23 protein-coding genes and 1 pseudogene are annotated in these 23336 nt (G+C 60.4%); 15 read left to right on the top strand and 9 right to left on the bottom strand.

The features are described 5' to 3' along the window. Positions 1 to 20 precede the first annotated feature (20 nt). Positions 21 to 1217, top strand: coding sequence for a cobalamin-independent methionine synthase II family protein (locus CAURI_RS08570; protein ID WP_012715138.1), 1197 nt, complete (start codon positions 21 to 23; stop codon positions 1215 to 1217). Positions 1218 to 1353: 136 nt separating this feature from the next. Here the strand turns inward: CAURI_RS08570 and CAURI_RS08565 are convergent, their stop codons facing one another. Beyond that, entirely contained in the window at positions 1354 to 2883 is a 1530-nt protein-coding gene (locus tag CAURI_RS08565; protein WP_041729697.1) for an IS1634 family transposase, read from the bottom strand. Between the two features lie 129 nt (positions 2884 to 3012). Between CAURI_RS08565 and CAURI_RS08560 the strand changes: the two are divergent. After that, positions 3013 to 3324 (top strand): annotated as a pseudogene (locus CAURI_RS08560) (epoxyalkane--coenzyme M transferase); the annotation flags it as partial. A gap of 91 nt (positions 3325 to 3415) precedes the next feature. Here the strand turns inward: CAURI_RS08560 and CAURI_RS08555 are convergent. Continuing rightward, entirely contained in the window at positions 3416 to 3838 is a 423-nt protein-coding gene (locus CAURI_RS08555) for a hypothetical protein (protein ID WP_012715135.1), read from the bottom strand. A gap of 104 nt (positions 3839 to 3942) precedes the next feature. Next, on the bottom strand, positions 3943 to 5865 hold the full coding sequence (locus tag CAURI_RS08550) for a choice-of-anchor I family protein (RefSeq protein ID WP_012715134.1): 1923 nt from the start codon (positions 5863 to 5865) through the stop codon (positions 3943 to 3945). A 178-nt stretch (positions 5866 to 6043) separates the two neighbouring features. On the opposite strand from CAURI_RS08550, the gene ilvA reads away from it, so the two are divergent. Genes ilvA through CAURI_RS08530 form a run of 4 tightly spaced genes read left to right on the top strand, consistent with a single transcriptional unit; the run spans position 6044 to position 8629 of the window. Further along, on the top strand, positions 6044 to 7327 hold the full coding sequence (gene ilvA, locus CAURI_RS08545) for a threonine ammonia-lyase IlvA (RefSeq protein WP_010190497.1): 1284 nt from the start codon (positions 6044 to 6046) through the stop codon (positions 7325 to 7327). Then, a complete protein-coding gene (locus CAURI_RS08540) occupies positions 7327 to 7965 on the top strand; it encodes a YigZ family protein (RefSeq protein WP_010190496.1) in 639 nt (212 codons plus the stop codon). Before ilvA ends, CAURI_RS08540 begins: the two co-directional genes overlap by 1 nt. A gap of 34 nt (positions 7966 to 7999) precedes the next feature. Then, the gene (locus CAURI_RS08535) at positions 8000 to 8236 is read left to right on the top strand and encodes a hypothetical protein (RefSeq protein WP_029159001.1); all 237 of its coding nucleotides are present in this window, start codon (positions 8000 to 8002) and stop codon (positions 8234 to 8236) included. A 6-nt stretch (positions 8237 to 8242) separates the two neighbouring features. After that, complete coding sequence (locus tag CAURI_RS08530) at positions 8243 to 8629, top strand: RNA-binding S4 domain-containing protein (RefSeq protein ID WP_010190494.1); 387 nt, start codon at positions 8243 to 8245, stop codon at positions 8627 to 8629. On the opposite strand, the gene CAURI_RS08525 is transcribed toward CAURI_RS08530, so the two are convergent. The 5 genes from CAURI_RS08525 to CAURI_RS08505 form a co-directional block, all read right to left on the bottom strand. Next, complete coding sequence (locus CAURI_RS08525) at positions 8626 to 9630, bottom strand: GTP pyrophosphokinase (RefSeq protein ID WP_010190493.1); 1005 nt, start codon at positions 9628 to 9630, stop codon at positions 8626 to 8628. The genes CAURI_RS08530 and CAURI_RS08525 overlap by 4 nt on opposite strands. A gap of 52 nt (positions 9631 to 9682) precedes the next feature. Further along, positions 9683 to 10318, bottom strand: a complete 636-nt coding sequence (locus CAURI_RS08520) for a hypothetical protein (RefSeq protein WP_236660816.1) — start codon at positions 10316 to 10318, stop codon at positions 9683 to 9685. Positions 10319 to 10442: 124 nt separating this feature from the next. Further along, a complete protein-coding gene (locus CAURI_RS08515) occupies positions 10443 to 11828 on the bottom strand; it encodes a 3'-5' exonuclease (RefSeq protein ID WP_010190489.1) in 1386 nt (461 codons plus the stop codon). Positions 11829 to 11881: 53 nt separating this feature from the next. Further along, positions 11882 to 14110, bottom strand: coding sequence for a glycogen debranching protein GlgX (glgX, locus tag CAURI_RS08510; protein WP_010190487.1), 2229 nt, complete (start codon positions 14108 to 14110; stop codon positions 11882 to 11884). A gap of 14 nt (positions 14111 to 14124) precedes the next feature. Next, positions 14125 to 14712, bottom strand: a complete 588-nt coding sequence (locus CAURI_RS08505; RefSeq protein ID WP_010190486.1) for a TetR family transcriptional regulator — start codon at positions 14710 to 14712, stop codon at positions 14125 to 14127. Positions 14713 to 14921: 209 nt separating this feature from the next. Here CAURI_RS08505 and CAURI_RS08500 point away from each other — a divergent pair, with 209 nt between their 5' ends. After that, complete coding sequence (locus CAURI_RS08500) at positions 14922 to 15656, top strand: hypothetical protein (protein ID WP_010190484.1); 735 nt, start codon at positions 14922 to 14924, stop codon at positions 15654 to 15656. 149 nt (positions 15657 to 15805) lie between these two features. Then, the gene (locus CAURI_RS08495; RefSeq protein WP_010190482.1) at positions 15806 to 16246 is read left to right on the top strand and encodes a hypothetical protein; all 441 of its coding nucleotides are present in this window, start codon (positions 15806 to 15808) and stop codon (positions 16244 to 16246) included. Here CAURI_RS08495 and CAURI_RS08490 read toward each other — a convergent pair. Beyond that, complete coding sequence (locus CAURI_RS08490) at positions 16205 to 17128, bottom strand: YbjN domain-containing protein (protein ID WP_010190480.1); 924 nt, start codon at positions 17126 to 17128, stop codon at positions 16205 to 16207. The genes CAURI_RS08495 and CAURI_RS08490 overlap by 42 nt on opposite strands. Before the next feature lie 151 nt (positions 17129 to 17279). On the opposite strand from CAURI_RS08490, the gene hisD reads away from it, so the two are divergent. The 7 genes from hisD to priA are packed head-to-tail and all read left to right on the top strand — an operon-like array spanning position 17280 to position 23332. Next, positions 17280 to 18629 (top strand): histidinol dehydrogenase, encoded by a 1350-nt coding sequence (hisD, locus tag CAURI_RS08485; RefSeq protein ID WP_012715129.1) that lies wholly within the window; start codon positions 17280 to 17282, stop codon positions 18627 to 18629. A gap of 3 nt (positions 18630 to 18632) precedes the next feature. Next, entirely contained in the window at positions 18633 to 19736 is a 1104-nt protein-coding gene (locus CAURI_RS08480; RefSeq protein WP_010190478.1) for a histidinol-phosphate transaminase, read from the top strand. Positions 19737 to 19795: 59 nt separating this feature from the next. Further along, entirely contained in the window at positions 19796 to 20428 is a 633-nt protein-coding gene (hisB, locus tag CAURI_RS08475) for an imidazoleglycerol-phosphate dehydratase HisB (protein WP_010190476.1), read from the top strand. A gap of 5 nt (positions 20429 to 20433) precedes the next feature. Beyond that, on the top strand, positions 20434 to 20616 hold the full coding sequence (locus CAURI_RS08470; RefSeq protein WP_010190475.1) for a hypothetical protein: 183 nt from the start codon (positions 20434 to 20436) through the stop codon (positions 20614 to 20616). Between the two features lie 50 nt (positions 20617 to 20666). Beyond that, a complete protein-coding gene (locus CAURI_RS08465; protein ID WP_010190474.1) occupies positions 20667 to 21887 on the top strand; it encodes an MFS transporter in 1221 nt (406 codons plus the stop codon). Further along, complete coding sequence (gene hisH / locus CAURI_RS08460) at positions 21884 to 22519, top strand: imidazole glycerol phosphate synthase subunit HisH (RefSeq protein ID WP_010190473.1); 636 nt, start codon at positions 21884 to 21886, stop codon at positions 22517 to 22519. Before CAURI_RS08465 ends, hisH begins: the two co-directional genes overlap by 4 nt. Positions 22520 to 22549: 30 nt before the next feature. Further along, positions 22550 to 23332, top strand: a complete 783-nt coding sequence (gene priA, locus CAURI_RS08455; protein WP_010190472.1) for a bifunctional 1-(5-phosphoribosyl)-5-((5-phosphoribosylamino)methylideneamino)imidazole-4-carboxamide isomerase/phosphoribosylanthranilate isomerase PriA — start codon at positions 22550 to 22552, stop codon at positions 23330 to 23332. The last annotated feature ends 4 nt before the right edge of the window (positions 23333 to 23336 follow it).

The raw sequence follows: 23336 nt of genomic DNA, 5'->3' as shown, positions 1-23336 counted from the left end.
GAAAGGGAGACCGTTTCCTCATGGTCAATAAGATCCGCACCACCCACGTCGGCTCGTTGCCGCGTACGCAGGAGCTGTTGGACGCTAACCTCGAGCGCTCCGCCGGCACCATCTCTGACGAGAAGTTCCACGAGATTTTGGAGCGCTCTGTCGCAGACGTCGTCAAGCGCCAGGTTGATCTCGGCATCGACATCATTAACGAGGGCGAATACGGCCACATCACCTCCGGCGCCGTGGACTATGGCGCCTGGTGGAACTACTCCTTTACCCGCCTGGGTGGCCTGACTATGACGGACAAGGACCGCTGGGAAATCGGTGAGAAGATCCGCTCCGAGCCGGGCAAGATCCGACTCTCCTCGATGAAGGACCGCCGCGACCGCGCCCTGTTCGCCGAGGCCTATAACGATCCGGATTCGGGTATCTTTACCGGCCGCAAGAAGGTAGCTAACCCGGAGTTCACCGGCCCGGTTACCTACATCGGCCAGGAGCAGGTCGAGGCGGACGTCAAGCTGCTTGCCGACGCCCTCCCCGAAGGCACCGAAGGCTTCGTTGCCGCCCTGTCCCCGGGTGCTGCGGCACGTCTGCCTAATAAGTACTACGAGGATGAAACCGACCTTGTTCGCGCCTGCGGTGAGGCGCTCAAGGTGGAGTACAAGGCCATCACCGATGCCGGCTTGACGGTGCAATTCGACGCCCCGGACCTGGCTGAGGCCTGGGACTCGGTGGTTCCGGAGCCGACGGTCGAGGATTTCCAAGCCTTCCTGCGCGAGCGTATTGAGATTCTCAACGAGTCCATCAAAGACATCCCGCGTGAGCAGACTCGCCTGCACATCTGCTGGGGCTCCTGGCATGGCCCGCACGTGACGGATATTCCTTTCGAGGACATCATTGAGGAGATCCTGCAGGCCAAGGTCGGCGGCTTCTCCTTCGAGGGCGCCTCGCCGCGTCACGCCCACGAGTGGCGCGTGTGGAAGGACCACACGCTGCCGGAGGGCACCGTCATCTACCCGGGTGTGGTTTCGCACTCCACCAATGCTGTGGAGCATCCGCGCTTGGTGGCGGACCGCATCATCCAGTTTGCTGAACTGGTGGGCCCGGAAAACGTGATTGCATCGACGGACTGCGGCCTCGGTGGCCGTTTGCACCGCCAGATCGCGTGGGCCAAGCTGGAGTCCCTCGTGGAGGGTGCCCAGATTGCCACCGAGGAGCTGTTTTAAGTCTTTCCAGCTTGGCTGCGATTGATTCCACCCAATAAAAAGGCGGCTGTGACGCAATGTCGCAGCCGCCTTTTTCGTGCAGTGAAAAGTGCTAGTTCACGGTGATCCCGTGGCTTTTGACCTGACTTAGGCCAATTTAGTGCGGAAGTTCGCGGCCGGTGATTGCTTGGATGGTGGCGGTGAGGTCGGGCGGGAGTGGTACGGCGGCGTGAATGGTTTCGCCGCCAACGACGAGTTGAAAGCTGCGGTATTTCTTGAGTGTTCTCACGAGGCGTTTGATGGATTGACCACTGCGGGTCTCCATCAGGTGGGCCACGGCTAGTGCTGCGATGACAATGTTGAGATGTGCGGTGATGGAGTCTTGTTTCCTGGCGTAGATTGGGCGTGCTTTCAGGTCTGATTTCGACATCCGAAACGACTTTTCAATGTTGAACAGCCTGCGGTAATGCCCGATAACCTCCTGGGCGGCAAGCGCGGTCAGGTCGGTTTCATAACCTTTAATTCCGGCAAGGGCTCGGTGTTTGGCAGCAAGAGCATAGTTGACCTTCTTGTTTGGGGCGGAAAGATCGATATAGCGGTTGCGCTTGATTGCGATATCGCCGTCAACAGCGCGTTTGGCTTTTGCGACTTGCTCTTTGATTCCGCGCAGGCTGCGCCTAGCCCGATCATGGGAGTACTGGAAGTGGGTCACCGTATTCGGGGTTGTGTGTTTGCGCCCATCGCTTGCCGAGGCTTGTGTCCAGATCTGGCCGTGGGTGTAGTCGTCACCGGGGTTTTCCCGCCGCCAGGTTTCGATCACCTCAGGCACGGTGGGGGTTTTCACCGACAAGATGTAGTGCAGCCCTGCATCTATCAATGCTTGTTTGTTCGCTGCGGAGAACATGCCTGCATCAGCAACGACGGTGACTTCATCGAGTTGGTAGGCCTCTTGGAACCGTGTGATCATCGGTAGCATCGTGTGGGTTTCTGCCGAGTTTCCGGCAAACGCTCCAACATGTAGTGGAAAACCAGTGGCATCAGTAAGCAGCCCGACAAGGATTTGTGGCTCGAGGCGGCGCTCTTTGGAAAAACCAGGTTTGCGAAGCTCATCAGGAGTATCGGTTTCAAAGTACAAGGTGGTCACGTCGTACAAGATGAATGCGCCTGGCCCGATACCTGCATGATGGGCCAACGCTTGGGTTAGTATCTCCCCGAACGATTCGGTAGCGAAGGAGGAAAGACGCCTCTGGATGGTGCGGTAGCTTGCGCTGGTGATGCCAACCTCGGCAAGAGTCTCGATGGAATCCAGCTTTGAGCCGGGATTGATAATCCGGGCACGCACCAGATCGCGAAACACCGGATCATCACCGCTTGCTGCAGCAAGACCTAACTCGTTGAAACACGCATCAATACAGTCCAGCAAGTATCCGGCCCGCTGACCGACTACCGGCAGCGGGTTGGACACGCTGCCCGTTGCCGGTGGGATGTGTGTAACCTCGCCGAAGTCCAATGCGAGTTGGTCACCATCGACGATGCGTTGAGCTTCAGCCCGCAAAAGCGCAAGCTCAGACTCTGAATGCGCTGAGCCGATATGCTTCATCCTTTTGGCACCTTTGCGTTCAGAGAACACCACCTGCACCGCCATCGCCCCAGAAGCGGTCTTGACGGTGCGAATATAAGGACTCACAAAAATCAGACTACTGAACACCCCCGGCACTACCCACTTAGTGCGGAAAAATTCCTCCCCACCGACGAAAACCAACAGGTAACAGTGTCAAGAGTGACGTTACTCACCCACCCATGACCTAAGTCAGGGGCCAAGGTCGGCGGCTTCTCCTTCGAGGGCGCCTCGCCGCGTCACGCCCACGAGTGGCGCGTGTGGAAGGACCACACGCTGCCGGAGGGCACCGTCATCTACCCGGGTGTGGTTTCGCACTCCACCAATGCTGTGGAGCATCCGCGCTTGGTGGCGGACCGCATCATCCAGTTTGCTGAACTGGTGGGCCCGGAAAACGTGATTGCATCGACGGACTGCGGCCTCGGTGGCCGTTTGCACCGCCAGATCGCGTGGGCCAAGCTGGAGTCCCTCGTGGAGGGTGCCCAGATTGCCACCGAGGAGCTGTTTTAAGTCTTTCCAGCTTGGCTGCGATTGATTCCACCCAATAAAAAGGCGGCTGTGACGCAATGTCGCAGCCGCCTTTTTCGTGCAGTGAAAAGTGCTAGTTCACGGTGATCCCGTGGCTTTTGAGGAAATCTCGTGGGCCGTCAAGGATAGAAGGGTTAGCCTTAGCGACAAGGACCAACGCGTTGACCCCAGCGGCTACCAAACCAAAAATTGTGGTCAGCCAGGCGAAGACTTCCTTGGTTGTGTCACTCGGGCGGGCGGACTGCAACCACTCTGGCATCTTTTCCCAAGCAGCGTCTGCTGCAGCTTCTTTTTGCTTTTCGGGGTCCGTCTCTGGAGATGTGCCTTTTTCTGGCGTCGTCCCCTCTTTTGCTTGGGAGGAGTTCGAGACATCGAGGTGTCCTACGGACAGCGAGCTACCATTGGGGCTTCCAATTGAGTCGTTAGCTGCCGCGAGCGGAGTAGCTAGGGCCATGGTCGTGGCGCATACAGCGATGAGGGAGGCGGAAAGACGCATGATGAGAAGTTCTCCTTGGTACGGCGATTATGAGAGCTGTATAAAGGTCCGGCTCGTTACAAGCCCATCTAAATGTAGCAGCCCTGCCCTTAGCGAGATAGTTTTTATAGGAACTTCCCCAGTTGCTCGCGCAGCGGTGCCGGGGCAAAGCTGAGGACGGTTTCGCGGACACCCGGGGTATTCAGCAGGCCTACCGCGGCAGCCACAGCGGCAATGACTCCGATGATTGAACCGACGGCGATGGTCGCGGTGGAGGAGTGGGAGCTCTGGCTGCTCTTGTTTTCGCCGTGGTCGTCGGCATCATCCTCGTTGTCCTCGTCGGCATTGAGCAGGTCCTCAACGTTGTAGGCGGTGGTGGTTCCGGAGACTTCGTTGCCCACGATGAGCAGGTGCTCGCCGTTGGGGGAGTCTGCCTTGTCGACGAAGGCAAAGCCCTCCGGGCCCAAGTCACCCGCAGCAGCGAACTCGTCAGTGGAGAAGTCGCGGTTATTGACGTAGGTGACGAAGGAAGCGTTGGTGGGGTCGGTGACGTCGTAGACGAAAATGCCGCCAACGCGCTCGGCACCGATGAAGGCATAAGTACGCTCCCCAACGGTGCCGATGGTCAGGGCCTCCGGTTCGGGGCCCTTGTTATCAGAGCGATCGTCGAACGTTGCCTCTTCATTGTCGGCGTTGTGGTGGAAGATGCCCGGCTCGTTGAGCTCAGCGGTGATCTTCTCAAACTCGGCGCCGGAATCGAAGACTATGTTGCCCTCCGAGTCGTAGATGCTGAAGGAGCGAGAGCCGTAGGCATAGAGCTCGTCGAAGCAGCCCTTCTCTTCGTTCCAGCCGGAAGCGTTGCTCAGCTTCAGGTTGCCGGCTTCCTTCTTGTCGGCGAGCTTGTCCAGGTCGACGTCGCCCAGCGCGCCCTCACATACCTTGCCTTCCTCGACCAGATCCTTGAGCTCCACCTCATCGGTGTAGACGCCGGAGCCGCCGTCCTTTTCCTTGATGCCCCACTCGCGGGCATCGCCCTCGTTCGCGGTGGCAAAGTAGGTCTGGCCACCAGCGGTGAAGGCGCCGATGGAATCCGGCATGGACAGACCCTTGACCGGGATCGTGCGCAGCTCGGCCGCGTCATCCTTGTTCGAGGGGTCCAGCGGGACTTGCGAGTGATCCGCAATGTGAGCAGGAAGGATCTTCTCCACCGTGGCGGATTCAATATCGATGACACCGATGGCGTTGGCCTCCTGCAGCGTCACGAAGGCCTTGCCATCCTGGGAGGTGATGTACTCCGGCTCAAAGTCGATAGATGGTTTGGAGTCATGGCCGGAGGGGCCGAAAACTCGCACACCCTCCGGCAGAGGCTGGCCGTCGAAAGCCGTGAATCCAGCGATGCGGGCATCCGCCTGCGTTGGTGCCTCAACAGCCTCCGGCAGCTTGATAACGGAGACGGATCCTTCCGGGTCCGTGACGTAGTCGGTGCCCTCGGCGTTGAGCTCATTGGAGGGCTCACCTTCGTTGGCAACCAGCGCGTAGCCACCATCTGCGGTGAGGTGGACGTTATCCGGCAATGCGCCCACCATCACGCGGCCCAATTCGGCGGTATCCAGGTCCGCGGCCGCGGCGTTGAAGAACAGTGCATCGCCGTCCTCGGTCTTGTCCGCCTGCTGGACGGCGGCCACCGCTAGGCCATCCGGGCGCACGGCTACGGAGTTGATTTCCTTGCCTTTACCAGCAGAGATAGAGCCGATCAAGGTGGGCTTGGCCGGGTCAGAAGCGTCGAGGATATCAATCTGACCTGCGTGCGCATTGACCGTAAGGATACGCTTGGAGGCTGGGTGGAAGGCCACGATCTCCGCAGCCGACTCCGCGTAAACCTCGGACTCATAGGTGCCAACCGGGGTGAGCTTGAGGCTGGCGTCTGCCGCCGAGTGCTCGATGACGTTGTTCACAATCGCGGCCGAGGAGGCCGGTACGGCCACGCTGAGGCTGGTTGCGGTCGCCACGCAGAGTGCGAGAGAGCGGCGGGAGAAAGAGCGAGACATTGAGAAAGACTCCTTGAAGCGAGAGGAAAAAGATTCCGCATCACCGTACGTGCCGCCCATGGCACTTTTGGGAAACAGAGTGCTGCGGCCAAGCGAGATCTAGGTAAACGTTCAGTGAATCGGTCGAATGCTAGGTAATGCGCGACGAAAGAATGGTGGGGCGCTAAAATGAGCCACCATGACAAGCACCCCGCAAGACTTCGAGCCAATCCACGCCTCTGATATCCAACTGGCCCAATCGCGAATTAGCTCGGAGATTGCCCCGACTCCGCTGCAATACTGCCCGCGACTGTCCCAGGAAACCGGCTATGAGGTGTACTTAAAGCGCGAGGATCTGCAAGACGTGCGCTCCTACAAGATCCGCGGAGCCATCTATGGCATGTCAAACCTCAGCGAAGAGCAGCGGACGCACGGCATCGTTACGGCGTCGGCGGGCAACCACGCCCAGGGCGTGGCTTATGCCTGCCGCACCATGGGAATCCACGGCAAGATCTACGTGCCGGAACCGACCCCGAAACAAAAGCGCGACCGCATCCTGGTCCACGGCGGCGACCTCGTGGAACTCGTTGTCACCGGCGCCAATTTTGACGAGGCAGCAGCTGCCGCGCATGCGGATGCAGCGGAGCGCGGCGCCTTCTTCATCGAGCCTTTCGATTCGCGCGATACCGTTACCGGCCAGGGAACTGTGGCCGCAGAAATCGTCTCCCAGCTGTCTTCGATCGGTAAATCCCTCGATACCGTGGTGGTCCCCGTGGGCGGTGGCGGCCTCATTTCCGGCATCACCTCCTACCTCGCTGACATGGCCCCGCGCACGGCGGTGGTGGGTATTGAGCCGGCCGGGGCGGCGTCGCTCAGCGCTGCGTTCGCTGCCGGTGAGCCGGTGACCCTGGAGACCGTCGATCCTTTCGTCGATGGTGCTGCCGTCAAGCGCATTGGTGAGCTGCCCTTCCAGATTCTGGAAGCCAACCAGGGCCGCCTGCACCATGACACCGTCTCCGAAGGCGCCGTGTGCACGGAGCAGTTGGCGCTGTACCAAAACGAGGGCATTATCGCCGAGCCCGCCGGCGCGCTGAGTGTGACCGGGCTGCGCACGCTCAACCTGCAGCCGGGGTCAACGGTGGTCTGCGTGATTTCCGGCGGCAACAATGACGTGCTGCGCTACGCCGAAATCATGGAGCGCTCCCTGGTACACCGCGGACTCAAGCACTACTTCCTGGTGAATTTCCCGCAGGAGCCCGGCCAGCTGCGCCACTTCCTGCAGGATGTTCTTGGCCCAGAAGATGACATCACGCTGTTCGAGTACCTTAAGCGCAATAACCGTGAAACCGGCGCTGCGCTGGTGGGCATCGAGCTGGGGAATGCCGCAGGTATCGACGGATTGCTGGAACGCATGGAGAAGTCGAAGCTGAATTGCCAGCAGCTTAAGCCGGGCACCCCCGAGTACGACTTCCTCGTCGCATAATGCTGGAGAGCTATCAGCGCCCCGTCGCCGGTGACGTCGTCGAACACGAGATTGAGATCAAGCGCTCGCGGTTTATCACCCTCATCGGCCGCGCCACGACGGAAGCGGAAGCACGCGCGCTTATCGACGCCGCCCGCGACCGCTTCCCCGACGCTCGCCACCACTGCTCGGCCTATATCTACCACGTGGATGGCTCGAATCCAGTGGAGCGCTCCTCCGATGACGGCGAGCCTTCCGGCACGGCAGGCAAGCCAATGCTCGATGTTTTGAAGGGCTCCGGACTGCTCGATATCTGCGCGGTCGTGGTGCGCTACTTCGGCGGTATCAAGCTGGGCGCGGGCGGGCTCGTTCACGCCTATGGCGGCGCCGTCAGTGAGACGATGGAGCAGGTTGAGCACATCACGCGCGCCTTGCGCGAGCTCTATACTGTCGAGGTTTCCCACGCGGAGGCCGGCCGGCTGGAAGCGGAGCTGCGCAACCGCGGCGTCGACATGGTGGATACCGCTTATGGCCAGGCAGTGACCTTCACCGTGTCCGTTGAGCCCGGCGGCGAGGAGGAGCTCGCGGCGACGCTCGCCGCGCTGACCCAGGGTGGGGTAGAGCCGAAGGAAGCTGGAACTGCCTGGGTGGAGCTTTAAAGCCGCGGGATTCGGGCCATGTAGAATGAGCCCCATGACTATGCAGCGACGCCCCAACAACCCCATTGAGCAACGCAAGCAAGCCGTGCGCACCCACGCACGCAACGGAGCTACCTGTGTCGTGGGCGGCGTCGCCGGCGGTGTGCTCCTGGGCTGGGCACTTACCGGCTTCTGGACCTGGATGGCGATTGGCCTCATCGTCGCCGTGGTGGGTGGCGTGTACAACTGGGTCAAAATCCAGAAGATCGTGAACGAGAACCACAACCTTTAAGCGCCTATGGTGAATCAGCCCGACGGGCGGCCCGTACGTATTGATGCTTGGGTCTGGTCCGTGCGCATGTTCAAGACTCGCTCGGAGGCCGCCACCGCCGTGCGCGCCGGGCACGTCAAACTCAACGGCAACGCCACCAAGCCCGCCCAGCAGGTTGTGCCCGGCGACCGCGTGCGCGTGTGGCGCAACCACCACGAGCATGACCTTGAGGTGCTGGCCACCGTGTCCAAGCGCGTCGGCGCCCCGATTGCGCGCACCTGTTATATCGACCATGCCCCGCCGCCACCGCCGAAGGAGTTTATGCCCTCCGTCCCGGTCCGCCCGCGCGGTGCTGGCCGCCCGACGAAGAAGGAGCGCCGGCAGATGGAGAAATTCCGCGGAGGATTCCGCTAAGTATTCCGGAAGTTCTTTAAGGCCTTCAGACGCGCGTTCAAGCGGCGCTTGCGGTCTTTGCGGTCACCGGCCTCGGCCGTGGCCTCGATGTGCTGGGGGCCGAACTTGTTGAGCAACAAGTCATCGATGAGCCTGACCTGGCCCGGCCGGAAGCGGTAGCGCATGGCATCGTGCACGTGGGCGATGGCGTCATCGTCGAGCAGCTGCTTGAGCTGGCTCAAGCGTGTGATGCCGTTGTTTTCGAGCAACTCGGCAAGGAAGCGATAATGCTCCGAGCGTGAACGTGGGAAGCGGTTACCCAGAATAATGGCGAGGACACCAGGGAGGGTCTCAGCTGTAATTTCCACGTCATCGCCTGCCTCGGAACTGGGGGCTTTGAGTGCGGCGATCTCATCGAATTGCTGATCCGCCAGCTCAATGAGGCCCGCAGCCAGTGTGAAGAGGCGATCCACCTGTGGGGAAGGCGGGTTCGGACCCTGCTTGTACCGGATATCGTGCTCAAATTCTGCCCAGGCGTGTTGTAGCACCGTGCGGATTTGAATCTCGAAGGTCCAGCCAACATAGGCTTCAAGTTCCTCAAGGGCGGCGGCACTATCTTCAGAGACTTTGAGTACTAGGTGGTGTGAGCCATAGCCAAAGCCGCCGGAAATCCGTGTTTCCGCCGCCTTATCCACCGAGCGCAGCACGGTAAAGGTTTCTCCCAAAACCTCCAAGGCTTCTGGGATAACCGTGGAGTGGAAGACGGTAATTCGCACGCCCAAAACATCGTGGATATCTTCCCACGGCTTCGGGTACATCAGCTCGCCGTTGTCGCGGCGCTTCTTCGCTTTGGCCTTGAGAGAAGGCCACAGCTTGACGCGGGTTGCTACGCGGTCGAAGATAATGCCGGCGTCGTTAAGCAAGTCCTCGATGGCATCGCGGAAATCCTGCGCCGCGGTGGGGTGCGCGTGTACCCAGGAATGGTACTGGTTGCTCAGGCGGGACATGGATGATTCAGCCATCTTAAGAACGTGACTCCTTTCGGCCACGGCGGAGAAAGTCTGGAGGTGTTTTCTATACCTCCAGTGGGAAGCCGTTAGCCAATACTAGTGGTTGCAAGCTCAGCGGTGGTCGATGGCGCGGGCGCAATTCGGCCGCGCGGTAGGCCAGCTCCGTGGCGCGCTGCGGGGAAACGTTGAACAGCGCGTAGAGAGTGTGCGCATCAGGCACGAGGTAGGTAATGCTCAGAGCCTGGCTAAGCCGCTGCAGATGATTGTCTAGGATAACGAAGGCCTGCGGGTGAGCCAACCACGACGAGACAGCGCAGCGATGCACCCGCACCTCGAGGCCGCTTTCCTTTCTACTCAGTCCGAGTTCAGCAGGCCGGGTAAAGAAACGCAGCCCCTGCTGCGTCAGTGCGCGGCGTTGCAGATTCAGCGCGGCAGTATCCCACGCTTGGCGCACGGTCAAGCCCATATCGTCCACAGCGCGCTGGCTCACGCGCTTGGCTTCGACGCCCGTGCCGTGCACCAAGGACATCGATAGCGTCCGCGATAGCTGAAGACTAGCAGGTGAATCACCGAAGCCATCATCACAGAGTTTGATTCCGTTGAGCTCTTCGCTCGGGCAGAGCGAAGGGAGCAGGTGGTCGATGCGGAGGGAGGTGGGTAGCGCGATGGTCATAGTGGACTTACTCCAAAAGGTAGGCAAGTGCAGATTCCTTGCCCTTATTGGACTGCTCTTTATGCCCACAGGTTCCCACTAGTTCGGAGAAAACCCACCACGCACTAGAGCCTTGATGCTCTAGGGCTTCCGCGTTCAACAGATACGCAGGTTAGAACGGCGGAGCTTCATCAAGCTGCAGCTCCTCCAACAGCTTGTCCGTCTGCCAGATCGCGATGTCCTGGCCTTTGCCCTGTAGCTCCTCAGCGCGCTTTTCTTTAGAGGTTTTGGTAGCCCACTGGCCCACGACCAGGATGGTGGTCTTCTTCGTGACGTTCTTGCCCACCTGGCCGCCGCGTTCAGCAATCTTGGACCACAACAGACCTTTATCAAAAGGTTCGAAGTCACCAGTGAGGGTGACATTCTGGCCAAACAATGCGCCTTCTGGATCGGCGTCGGGGTTCGGATCCGGGATGGTGTCCGGAGTGGATACGGATTGCCATGGGGCCGGACCGCGGCGCTCCTTAGCGGCGGAGCCCTTCTTCTTCGAGCCCGAGGCTGTGCCCGCCATGCGCGTCTTGTCGCGGAAATCCGTACCGGCGCCCAAGTCCGCCGCGGAGAGCGGAGCGGTGTTGGCACGCAGGACCGGGATGACGGACTCCTCGCTCAACGTGCCCAGTGCAAAATCACGGGTGGTGAACAAGTCCTCGATGCTTCCCGAGTGACCAAAGCGCTGCGCCAAGGCACTGACAATCTCGCCTGCGGCGCGGGCATCGGCTGTGGCCTCGTGATGGCGGAAATCTTCGGCGCCGAGGAAGGAGGCGACGGTGGGAAGCTTATGGTTGGCCACGTCGATGACGCCCGCACGGGAGGCATCGCGGGCCAGTGCCAGGGAACACGCTAAGCGAACTTCTGGCACCGGCGCGTCGGCCTTCTTGAGGCCACTGCGCAAGGCCGTGGAATCGAATTGCGCGTTGTGGGCCACCAGCGTGTCCGTGCCGAGGAACTCGAAGAGCTCGGCGGCGGCATCAGCGAAGGGGGAAGCATCAGCAACATCCTCCGCTGTGATGCCGTGAATGCTGATGTTGACCTTGTCGAAGTGCTCGAGCCCCGGCGGGGGAGTACACAGCCACGTGCGGGACTCGGTCTCTTCGCCGTCGCGGAAGCGGACCGCACCGATCTGGCAGACCGAGCCCCAGTTATCGTTGGCGGTTTCCACATCGACGGCGGTGAAGTCCAGCCCCTGCACACCGCTGCTGGCAGCCGGCGCTTCGCCGCGCAGCGTTGCCTCAACCGCGCGGGCGAAAGCGGTTGCGTCTTGGCCGGGGGCGAAGCGGATGATGGTGTCCCCAGCGATCCCCGCGGAATCGCTTGTGCCGCGCACTATGACCTGCCCAAACCCGGTTGCCGTCGGTTCCGCGCACTCTACGCCCGTTGCATCAGCCAGGGAGAGGGACTCGCGGGCCGGTGCGCCAAGGGAGGCGGCAAGCTGGGAGCGGTGGACGGTGAGGGCATCGGCGGTGACATCAATGACAGCACCGTGGGCGGTATAGGACACGGATTCCTTTCAAGGACGGGGTTGATGCTGGACAGCAGACGGTGGAGTGCAGTCTAGCTATCGCTTGCTTCTGCCGGGGCAGCGGATTGTGCAGAGTCATCGCTGTCGTCGAAAACCGGGGGCTCAGTCTGGCGCAGGATCAGCGTCGTGCGCGGTTGCACCACGATGGACCCTTCGGCCGCGATGAGCTTCTCCTCGTCCGGATAGCCACCGGAATCAGAGGTATCGACGATGAGCCGCCAACTAGCACCCAGGTCCTTCTTGGGCAGTGTGAACTCGATGTCTTCGTGGTGAGCGTTGAAAATCATGATGAAGGAATCATCCGTAATGCGTTCACCGCGCGCGGTGGTTTCCGTAATCGCGTTACCGTTGAGGTAGACCATGAGCGCCTTGCCGAACTCAAAATCCCAGTCCTGCGGGGTCATGAGTTTGCCGGAGGGCACGAGCCAGGCAATATCGCGGTCTTTCACCTCAGAGCCGAAGGGACCACCAGCCAAGAAACGCTGGCGGCGGAACACCGGGTGGTTCTTGCGGATGTTGATGAGGCGCTTGGTAAAGCCGTGCATGGCGCTGTTCTTTTCCTGCTCCAGCATCGACCAATCGATCCAGGAAATCTCGTTGTCCTGGCAATACACGTTGTTATTGCCGTTCTGGGTGCGGCCTAGCTCATCACCGTGGCACAACATCGGGGTGCCCTGGGATAGCAGGAGGGTAGTGAGGAAATTGCGGACCTGGCGGCGCCGGAGCTTCTTAATCTCTTCGTCGTCAGTCGGCCCTTCCACGCCATGGTTCCACGAGCGGTTGTGGGACTCACCGTCGCGATTGTCTTCACCGTTCTCGGAATTGTGTTTTTCGTTATAGGACACCAAATCACGAAGCGTAAAGCCATCGTGGGCGGTGATGAAGTTGATAGACGCGGTGGGACGGCGGCCGTTGTTGGCATAGAGATCGGAGGAGCCGGTCAGGCGTGAGGCAAATTCACCCATGGTCGCCGGCTCCCCGCGCCAGAAATCACGGACGGTATCGCGGTACTTGCCGTTCCACTCGCTCCAGATGGGCGGGAAGTTACCAACTTGGTAGCCGTTATGGCCCACGTCCCAGGGTTCGGCGATGAGCTTGACCTTGGAGACCACCGGGTCCTGCTGAACCAAATCGAAGAAGGTAGCCAGCTTGTCGACGTCATCCAGTTCGCGCGCCAGAGTGGAAGCGAGGTCGAAGCGGAAGCCATCCACGCGCATCTCCGTCACCCAGTAACGAAGCGAATCCATAATGAGCTGGAGGGAGTGCGGGTGGCGGACATTCAGGGAGTTACCGGTGCCGGTGTAGTCCATGTAGTGCTCGGGATTGTCATCGACCAAGCGGTAGTAGGCGTGGTTATCAATGCCTCGGAAGGCGATGGTGGGGCCCATGTGGTTGCCTTCGGCGGTGTGGTTGTAGACCACATCGAGGATGATCTCGATTCCAGCCTCATGGAAGGCACGAACCATGGCCTTGAATTCAGCAACTACCTCGCCGGGCTTCTTAGCGTAGGCATAGTCAGCATGCGGGGCGAAGAACCCGAAGGTGTTATAACCCCAGTAGTTGCGCAGGTCCAGCTGGCGCAGGCGATCATCCTGCAAGAACTGGTGAACCGGCAGCAGCTCGACGGCTGTCACTCCCAAGTCCTTGAAGTAGTTGATGATCGCCGGGTGCGCCATGCCGGCATAGGTGCCGCGCAGCTCCTCCGGCACATCCGGGTGCGTCATCGTCATGCCCTTGACGTGGGCTTCGTAGATAATTGTTTCATTATCCGGGGTATGCGGACGGTTGTCGCCGTGCCACTCGAAGAACGGGTTGATGACCACGGAGAGCATGGTGTGGCCCAAGGAGTCATCCTGGTTGCGGCCGGTGCCGGGTTCCTCAGCGAAGATATCGTAGGAGTACAGCGAGGGATCCCCATCAAAGTCGCCGTCGAAGGCGCGAGCATAAGGATCGACAAGAAGTTTTGAGGGATCGCAACGCAGACCATGTTCTGGCTCATACGGGCCGTGGATGCGGTATCCGTAGCGCTGCCCGGGGCTGACGTTCGGGAGGTAGGCGTGCCAGACGTGGGCGGTGATCTCGGTTAATTCGATGCGTTCTTCGTTGCCGTCCTGGTCAATGAGGCAGAGCTCAACCTTCTCGGCGATTTCGGAAAAGATAGCAAAATTAGTACCGGCTCCATCAAAGGTGGAGCCGAGAGGGGAGGGGGAACCAGGCCACACCTGGCGAGATGGCGTTAGGTCAGCACGGGTCTCAGTCATGAGGCTTAGCTTAGTCAATTCTGATGTATGTGATCGCTTCGCAGTGACCTTAAGCCGGCGACCATCAGCTCTGCTGCGCGCACCGAGGTGGCGTCCACTGGCGTGGTCTCGGGAGCTGTAGACGCTGTGCTTGGCGACGTCCCTCCTAGCGCCGCCCCACTGAGCTGCTCGCGGGATTGCTCCATGAAAGTGGCGCCCAGCGTGTAGTGGATCAGAGTGCGGGCGGCGACGGCTCTATCCTCCGGCGAGGCATCGGGTGCTTCCTTCTGCAGTGCCTTGGTGAATAGCTTTTCTAAGTCGGCGCTCGCTGAGGATTCGGGGAAGGATGCTCCGGCGATGGCCACTTCAGCGCCATCTCGCCAGCGTTGCAGCTCACGGTGCAGCGAGCTGACCAGCTCCGCCGTGCTTTCCCCGGTGACGGGAGCGAGTATTTCAGCGGTCATGGCCGCGATCAGCGATTGTTTGTTGGTCACGTGCCAGTACAGCGCGCCGGGGGCGACTCCGAGATTCGTGGCGACTCGGCGCATAGTGACATCAGCAAGGCCGTATTGGGTCAAGAGCTCAAGGGCGGTGGAAACGATAGCGTCGCGAGAAAGGTGCACATGACCAACTCTACGCGGCAAGAGAAAACCCACGTGAGGCTCACAGGAAGCTTCAAGGTGTAGAACATGAATTCTTCAAACAGCCCTTGTTAAGGTTATGTAAGTTGCCCAAGAGCAAACGCCGCGCCTAGCGTGGTTTAACCTATCGCTCTCTATGTATATTTAGGAGTTTTCCCTTGTCTTTTCTGAGTATATTTAGGAGTTTTCCCTTGTCTTTTCTGACACCTGCCAAGAAGTCCCTCATTGCTGTTGCGCTCGTTGCACCGCTTTCCTTGGCTGCTTGTGGTTCCGATGATGAGAATGCAGGTGACACTGCGTCCTCTGCAGCAAAGACCACCACGACTACGAAGTCTAAGGAAAAGACGTCTGAGGAGAAGACTTCTGAGGAGAAGAAGGAGGGTAAGGACAAGAAGGACGGCGAAGAGAATAAGGACAATGCTGCCAAGCCGGAGGGGGAGAACCCCGAGGCTGCTAACCAGACTCTGGCCAACCCCTTCGAAGAGGGCGCTGATCCTTTCCAGAACATGCCTAAGGTCGAACCGGTGCAGGGTGAGGCCGCCAGCCAGGAGGATGTCGACGGTATTAACGCCCTAGTGCGCGGTATGTATGAGCAGCAGACCATGCGTTCCTTCGTGAAGTACCTCCCGGAGCACACCTGCGCGGCTATCCGCAACGATCCGAACTCCGGTCTCGACCAGGTTGACTACAACCAGGTTCCGGATGTTCCGATGAACCAGCTCAAGGACATGATGGCGGCAGCGGGCCAGGATACCTCCCAGATGGATGGCTTTGACTGGTCCAAGACTGGCGTTGAGTCCATCAACGATGTCGTGGTTAACGGTGACGATGCCTCCGCGACCGTGAACGTCAACACCAGCCAGGGCAGGGATAGCTCCACCATGCGCTTCAAGCGTGAGAACGGTAACTGGACCTTCTGCGGCTAGAGAGTATCGTGCCTGCACTGCGTGCACCTAGCCTTCGCATACCCCGCGCCGTCGGATTCGGCGCGGGGTTGCTCGCGTTAGCCCTCTTTGGATTTTCCGCTGTTGGCGCTGTATGGGGGCTGTGGCGGCCTACTCTGGAGGGCCATCGAATGGAGGATGGCGGCTATGTTTTGGGCAACGTCGCCGACGTGCAATTCGACTCCTATATCACCTTCGTGCTGATCACCGGATTCCTCGGTATGGCCTTGGGGCTTATCGCCCACCGTTGGGGAGAGCGCTACCGCGGCGTCGGCCTGCTGTTATGGGTGGCTCTGGCAGCTTTGGCTGGTGCGGCGTCCTTCTATGTCTTCGGTGGGGCGACAGCCACTGATATTCCAGAAAACCCCGGGGAGTTTGTGGAGTTTGTCCCGAATTTCTCACCTGGCATCGCCTGGCTCGTAGGGCCATTTATGGCCATGTTTGCCTATTGGTCTGCGCTGTTCTTTGATCCGCCCAGCGTTTGGCACGAAAGCGAAACGGTAGACGATGAGGCGGCGGTCGATGATGCGCTAGGGCCAAGCGACGGGGGAGGAGCCCACCGCATCGCGTGAGATGTCATCGATCCCGTGGAGGACGTGCTTGATGCCGCGGCCGAGGGCGGTGATCAGTTGGGCGTCGGAAAGCCCGGCGCCCGTCATGATCGCGTAATCAATGCGCACCTGCAGCCCATCAATGTTTGAGTGGCAGAAGGCTGAGGCCGAGTGATTGGTGCGGTTCCAGTCATTGCAAATGAGAAAGATTTTGGAGAACTCAGTGCCCGGCAGGTTGGGATCCCAATGGCCTTTGATAATGAGGCTGGGGCCGGAATCGATGGTGAAAGCAAAAAGGACATCATTGATCCAGGCATAGACGGCCTCGTCGGCATCCGATTGGAAGCGCGTTATCCCCAGGGTAGGAAGGATCTCCCCAAGACGGGCTGTGTCCACGGTGGAGACGGGGCCGTCTAGTTCTGTCTGCTCTTCCGGAGTCGTCGGCCGGGGCAAAGTGAGGACCGGGAAGTGATCGGCCAGTTCTTCGAGGCAGGCCGCGGCGTTGTGGAGTGCTGGCAGAACCGAAGCGGAAAGCTGGGACGTTGTAGGTTTCTGGTGGACCACAAGGAAGGAATGCCCCCACACTTCTACTTCGGTAGGTGCCGAATAGTTGAGGATGAGGTGTGGCGAGAGGCAGTCATGGTTCCAGTCATTGACGAATTCACTGAGAGCGGGAATGTCGCTGAAACCTAGAACGCCGTGGTGCGTGGTGTAGAAACGCAGGATTGGTTCGCCCTCGGTGTCCATGAAAGCGCGGGTTTCCCCAAGCGGTGGGTGGGGGAAGAGGAGCTCGTGTGCGGTGACTCGAATGCAGTCGAGGCCTTCGCGGTGCGCGAGGTTTTCGACGCGGGCGAGCAGGCTGGAAGGAGACTGGCTGTCCAGACCATCGGCGCCGTTGCTCATCTCGCCGCCTCCCTTCACCGATACGGGGCCCCGGAATGTGTTACTAGTGGCACATTCTATAACCCCTACCTGCCGGCTCGCTGGCTTTTCGGTCCAGGTATAGTAATGGGAAGGTATAGAAACCGCTGCATATTATAAAAGGGGTCTGAGCATGCTACGAACCATCGACCTGCGTGGAGAGGAACTCACCACCTCCCGGTTGCGCCGAGTCTTGCCGCGAGGGGGAACGGATGTGTCCTCAGTGATGGGCACCGTCATCCCCATGGTGGAGAAGGTACGCAAGGGCGGTGCGGCCGCGGCCCTCGACTTCGGCGAAAAATTCGACGGAATCCGCCCCGCCGCGGTGCGAGTGCCTAAGGCGGAGCTGAAGAAGGCTGCCGAGGAGCTGGACTCGAGTGTGCGAGCAGCCATAGAAGAATCTATCGCGCGCGTGCGCGCCGTTCACGCTGATCAGAAGCCGGCTTCGCACACGACGACGCTGGCACCAGGCGCGACGGTCACCGAGGTCTTCCAGCCCATCGAGCGCGTAGGGCTTTACGTCCCGGGAGGCAAGGCGGTGTATCCGTCTTCCGTCATTATGAATGCCGTCCCCGCCCAAGAAGCGGGCGCTGCGGCGATGGTCGTGGCTTCTCCGCCACAGAAGGAATTCGGCGGACTGCCGCACCCGACGGTGCTGGCCACGTGCCACATGCTGGGCGTCGACGATGTCTGGGCCGTCGGCGGCGGGCAAGCCATCGGGCTTCTGGCCTACGGCGATGATGAACCTGTCACTGGTGAAGAAGCACTGGAGCCAGTCGATATCATCACCGGCCCCGGCAACGTCTTTGTCGCTGCCGCTAAGCGCGCGGTGCAGGGAGCGGTGGGCATTGATGCGGAAGCTGGTCCTACCGAGATCGCCATCCTGGCCGACGAGACCGCTAACCCCGTCTACGTGGCCTATGACCTCATTTCTCAGGCGGAGCACGATCCCATGGCTGCCTCCGTGCTCATCACCGATTCTGAGGACTTTGCCGCTGCCGTGAACGCGGAGGTAGCGCAGCGCTTTACCGCTACCGCTAACGCCGAGCGCGCGGCTGAGGCGCTGCGCGGCGAACAGTCCGGCATCGTCGTGGTCGATGACCTCGAAGCGGGTATCGCTGTTGCGGATGCCTATGCCGCTGAGCACTTGGAGGTACACACGAAGAATGCCCGGGCAGTTGCGGAGCGTATCCGCCACGCCGGCGCCATCTTTGTTGGTGAATACTCGCCCGTGCCGCTCGGTGATTACTCCGCCGGCTCCAACCACGTTTTGCCTACCTCGGGAACCGCGCGGTTTAGCGCCGGGCTGTCGACGCACACCTTCCTACGCCCGGTCAACCTCATCGAGTATGACCGCGCAGCACTCGGCGAGGTAGCACAGAATGTCATTGCCTTCGCCACTGCGGAAGACTTGCCCGCCCATGGTGAAGCAATTGCGGCACGATTCGCTGATGACACCGATACCCAGAAAGAAGAGGCTTAAGCAATGGCTGAGTTGAAGGATCTTCCCCTCCGCGAAGAATTGCGCGGCTCCAGCGCCTATGGAGCCCCGCAGCTGACGGTGACCAACCAGCTCAACACCAACGAGAACCCCTATCCGCCCTCTGAGGCGCTGGTGAAGGACATGGTGGCGGCCGTCGAGAAGCACGCACGGGAGCTCAACCGCTACCCAGAGCGCGATGCCGTGGAGCTGCGCACGGCACTGGCCGAGTACGTCAGCGAGCAGACCGGGGTGGCTGTCAGCGTGGAGAACGTGTGGGCGGCCAATGGTTCCAATGAGGTTCTGCAGCAGCTGCTGCAGGTCTTTGGCGGGCCGGGGCGCAGCGCGCTGGGATTTACACCGAGCTATTCCATGCACCCCATCCTGTGCGCGGGCACCCAAACCGAATTCATCGCCTGCCCGCGCGATGCGGATTTCCGTATTGATGAAAAGGAGGCGTTGGAGGCCGTCGCCAAGCACAGCCCCGACGTTGTCTTCATCACCACCCCGAACAATCCCACCGGTGATGTCACCCCGATTGATGTGGTGGAGAAGATTGTGCAGGCCGCGCCGGGCATCGTCATCGTGGACGAGGCCTACATGGAATTCTCTCCTTCACCTTCTGCCACCACGCTGTTGGAGAAGTATCCGACCAAGCTCGTGGTCTCGCGCACGATGTCCAAGGCCTTCGACTTCGCCGGCGGACGTTTGGGTTATTTCGTGGCCGATCCGGCCTTCGTGGAAGCCGTCATGCTCGTTCGTTTGCCCTATCACCTGTCGGTTCTCTCCCAGATCGCGGCTACCGTTGCCCTTGCTCATAAGGAAGAGACTTTGGGAACCGTGGCCAAACTATCGGCGGAGCGGGACCGGGTTGTCGCATGGCTTAAGGAGCTTGGGTATTACGTCGTGCCGAGCGAATCCAACTTCGTGTCCTTCGGACGCTTTGCCGATCAGCACGCGGTGTGGCAAGGATTCCTGGACCGCGATGTCCTGATTCGTGATAACGGTGTACCGGGTCTCTTGCGCGCCACGATTGGTCTGCCTGAAGAGAATGATGCCTTCCTTTCGGCCGCGGCGGATTTGGCAGATACAGTAGAGATGACTAACTAAAACGATGATGAATTGGGCCCACATTGTGGGCCCATGACTTGAAGAAGGAGCGTGGGGCAATGAGTGCTGGCGACGCCGTACGTCACAACCATGGCGACCGCATTGGCCGCGCAGAGCGCGTCACCGGGGAGACAAAGATCTCTGTAGAAATAAACCTCGATGGCACCGGCCAGGCGGATATTTCGACGGGGCTGCCGTTCTTTGATCACATGCTCAACGCTGTGTGCACCCACGGCTCCTTCGATCTTCGCGTTCACGCTGAGGGCGATATTGACATCGATGCTCACCACACGGTCGAAGACACCGCTATCGTGCTGGGCCGCGCCTTTCTGGAAGCGCTGGGGGATAAGTCCGGAATCCGCCGCTTCGGGTCCCAGCTTCTGCCCATGGATGAGGCGCTGGTGGAGGCCGTCGTCGATATCTCAGGGCGCCCCTACTTCGTGATGAACGGCGAGCCGGAGAACATGGAGTGGCAGATTATCGGTGGCCATTACGCCACGGTTATCAACCGACACTTCTTCGAAACCTTTGCCACGCACTCGGCGACGACCTTGCACGTCAACGTGCGCTATGGCCGCGATCCGCACCACATCACGGAGGCCGAGTACAAGGCGGTGGCCCGTGCTCTGCGCCAGGCTACTGAGCGGGATCCGCGCGTGAACGGAGTTCCTTCGACGAAGGGAGCGCTCTAAGACTTATGAATGTAATGGTTCTCGTTCTCTTTCTGGTCGCCGGATTGCTCGTCGGTGGTGCGTGGGCGGCATATCAGAATGGGTCGGTGCTGATGACCGTGGTCGCGGGTGCGCTCGCGGCGGTCTCCGTGGCTGCCGCCTTGGTGTGGTTCCTTGACATCTTCTCAGCAGGATTGGCGGCGAAGTGACAGAAAAGACCCCTCAGAGCGTATGGAAGGTCGCCGGCTTTAAGGAAACCATGATCGCGGTGGTTTCCGCCTTCGGTGCCTGGTCGGTCCTGCTTCCAGTGGTGCCCCTGGCCGTGCTGGACTCCGGTGGCTCCGCCACGTTGGCTGGCGCCACCACCGGCGTGTTCATGCTGGCCACAGTACTTACCCAGATGGCAACTCCGATGTTGCTGCGCATCTTTGGCTATCGCCCGATTATGGCGGCCTCGGCGCTGTTGCTGGGGCTGCCGGCGTTGGGCCACATGCTGGGCGACGCCGCCCCGATCGCCCTGGGCTTCTCCGCCCTGCGCGGCATCGGCTTCGGTGCGCTCACGGTGGCGGAGAACGCGCTCATCGCGGAAATCACGCCACGGCGCCTTCTGGGCAAGGCCACCGGAATCTTCGGGTTGTTCATCGGTGCGGCCCAGATGGCTTTCTTGCCTTTGGGCCTCGCGGTGGCATCAGCGTTTAATTACAACACGGTGTATCTTCTGGCCGCTGGCCTTGGCCTGTTGGGATTCTTCACGTGCATTCTGGTACCCCAAATCAAGGCAGCTCCAGTGGGCTTGCCGGACCCCACGGACACCACTCCGCGGGCACCAATGTGGAAGCTCGTGCTCGTCCCCGCGCTGGCCCTGACCAGTTTCTCCGTGAGCTACGGCGTGGCCTCCAACTTCATTTCCCCGGCGGTGCGCGAGCTGGACCCTGAGCGCGGCGCTGTCTTGGGCGGTCTCATGCTGTCGGTGATCGGTGGCTCGGCCATGATCGCTCGCTATGTGGCCGGTGTGGTGGCGGACCGAGTGGGCCAGCCAGGCACGCTGATGATTCCCGCCCAGGCTTTCTCAGTCTTTGGTGTGGGTCTCATCGCTGCCGTGCTGTGGCAAGAATGGTCGGTATGGCTGCTCGTCTTCGGCACTGTCATCTATGGTGCGGGTTTCGGCATCGTGCAAAACGAGGCCTTGTTGTCGATGTTCGACCGTCTCCCGCGCGAGCGTCTCTCGGAGGGCTCTGCGGTCTGGAATATCTTCTATGACGGTGGAACCGGCCTTGGTTCGACGGTTCTCGGCGCCGTCGTGGCTATGTCTGGATATGATGGCGCCTTCGCCTCCGGCGCTGCCATCATCGCGGTGGGCCTGCTCATGTCCACGGCTGACCGCGCCTTGGGCAAGACCCGTGTGAGCGAGCTGAATGACATTCAGACTCGCCTGCGCATGATTAGAAGGCCGAGGAGGCCTGGAAAGGAAGCACGATGAGCTCACACGACGTAGTAGTCTTGGATTATGGCGCTGGCAATGTCAGGTCGGCAGTGCGCGCTCTGGAGCGGGTTGGTGCCACCGTCACGGTGACCGCAGACCCGAAACTCGCTGTAGAAGCCGATGGCCTGTTGGTACCCGGCGTCGGCGCCTTCGCTGCCTGCATGGAAGGGCTGCGCGCCGCACAGGGCCCGCGAATCATTGGTCAGCGGTTGGCTGGTGGTCGCCCGGTTCTGGGGATTTGCGTAGGCATGCAGATTCTTTTTGAGTCCGGCACTGAACACGGCGTGCACACCGAAGGTTGCGGCGAGTGGCCGGGGGAGGTCACCCGCTTGCAGGCTCCCGTCCTCCCGCACATGGGATGGAATACCGTGGAGCTTCCTAGCGGAAGCCGCATGTTTGAAGGCGTGAGCGCAGAGGATCGCTTTTATTTCGTGCATTCCTATGCCGCGCGGAACTGGGAGCTCGAGACCGAAATTACGGAGCCGCCGAAGGTGGCGTGGTCTGAGTACGGCGGTGACCGTTTTGTCGCTGCGGTAGACAATGGCGCATTGTGGGCCACCCAATTTCACCCAGAGAAATCTGGTGACGTTGGTTCGCAGCTGTTGAAGAACTGGATAGGAACGCTTTAAAGAGCCCGCGTGAAAGGTAGACTACCCACCATGAGTTTTACACTGTTGCCCGCGGTTGATGTCGTTGATGGTCAGGCAGTTCGCCTTGATCAAGGAGAGGCCGGATCCGAGAAATCCTATGGCTCGCCGCGTGAGGCTGCCCTGAAGTGGCAGGCCCAGGGTGCGCAGTGGCTGCATGCAGTCGATTTGGACGCTGCCTTCGGCCGCGGATCCAACCATGAACTGCTTGCCGAAATCACCACGAGCGTGGACCTGAACGTGGAGCTGACCGGTGGGATTCGAGATGATGAGACCCTGGCCCGGGCTCTCGCTACCGGTGCGCGCCGCGTCAATATTGGTACCGCGGCCTTGGAGAACCCCGACTGGATTGCCAAGGCCCTGGCAGAACACGGTGACCGTATCGCAGTGGACTTGGCGGTCCGCCTGGTGGATGGCGAGTGGCGTACTCGAGGTAATGGCTGGGTATCCGATGGCGGCGACCTTTGGGAGGTCCTCGAGCGCCTCGACGCGGCTGGGTGTACTCGCTTTGTAGTAACGGATGTGTCCAAGGACGGTACGCTGCAGGGCCCCAACATTGAGCTGCTGCGTGAGGTCGCGGCCGCCACGGAAGCCAAGATCACTGCTTCCGGAGGAATTTCCACCTTGGATGACCTGCGTGAGTTGGCCCTCTACGAAAACGAGGGAATTGATTCCGCCATCATTGGTAAGGCTCTTTATGAGGAGCGCTTCACTTTGGAGGAGGCCCTCGCTGCTGTCGCAGAGGTTACCCCGCTGCCGGAAGAGGAATACATCGACCCGATCGAGGAGAGGTAGGCCT

The organism is Corynebacterium aurimucosum ATCC 700975, from assembly GCF_000022905.1.
Taxonomy (GTDB): Bacteria; Actinomycetota; Actinomycetes; order Mycobacteriales; family Mycobacteriaceae; genus Corynebacterium; species Corynebacterium aurimucosum_F.
Note: the sequence above shows the minus strand (reverse complement) of the source record. Positions and strands in the feature narration are given on the sequence as shown.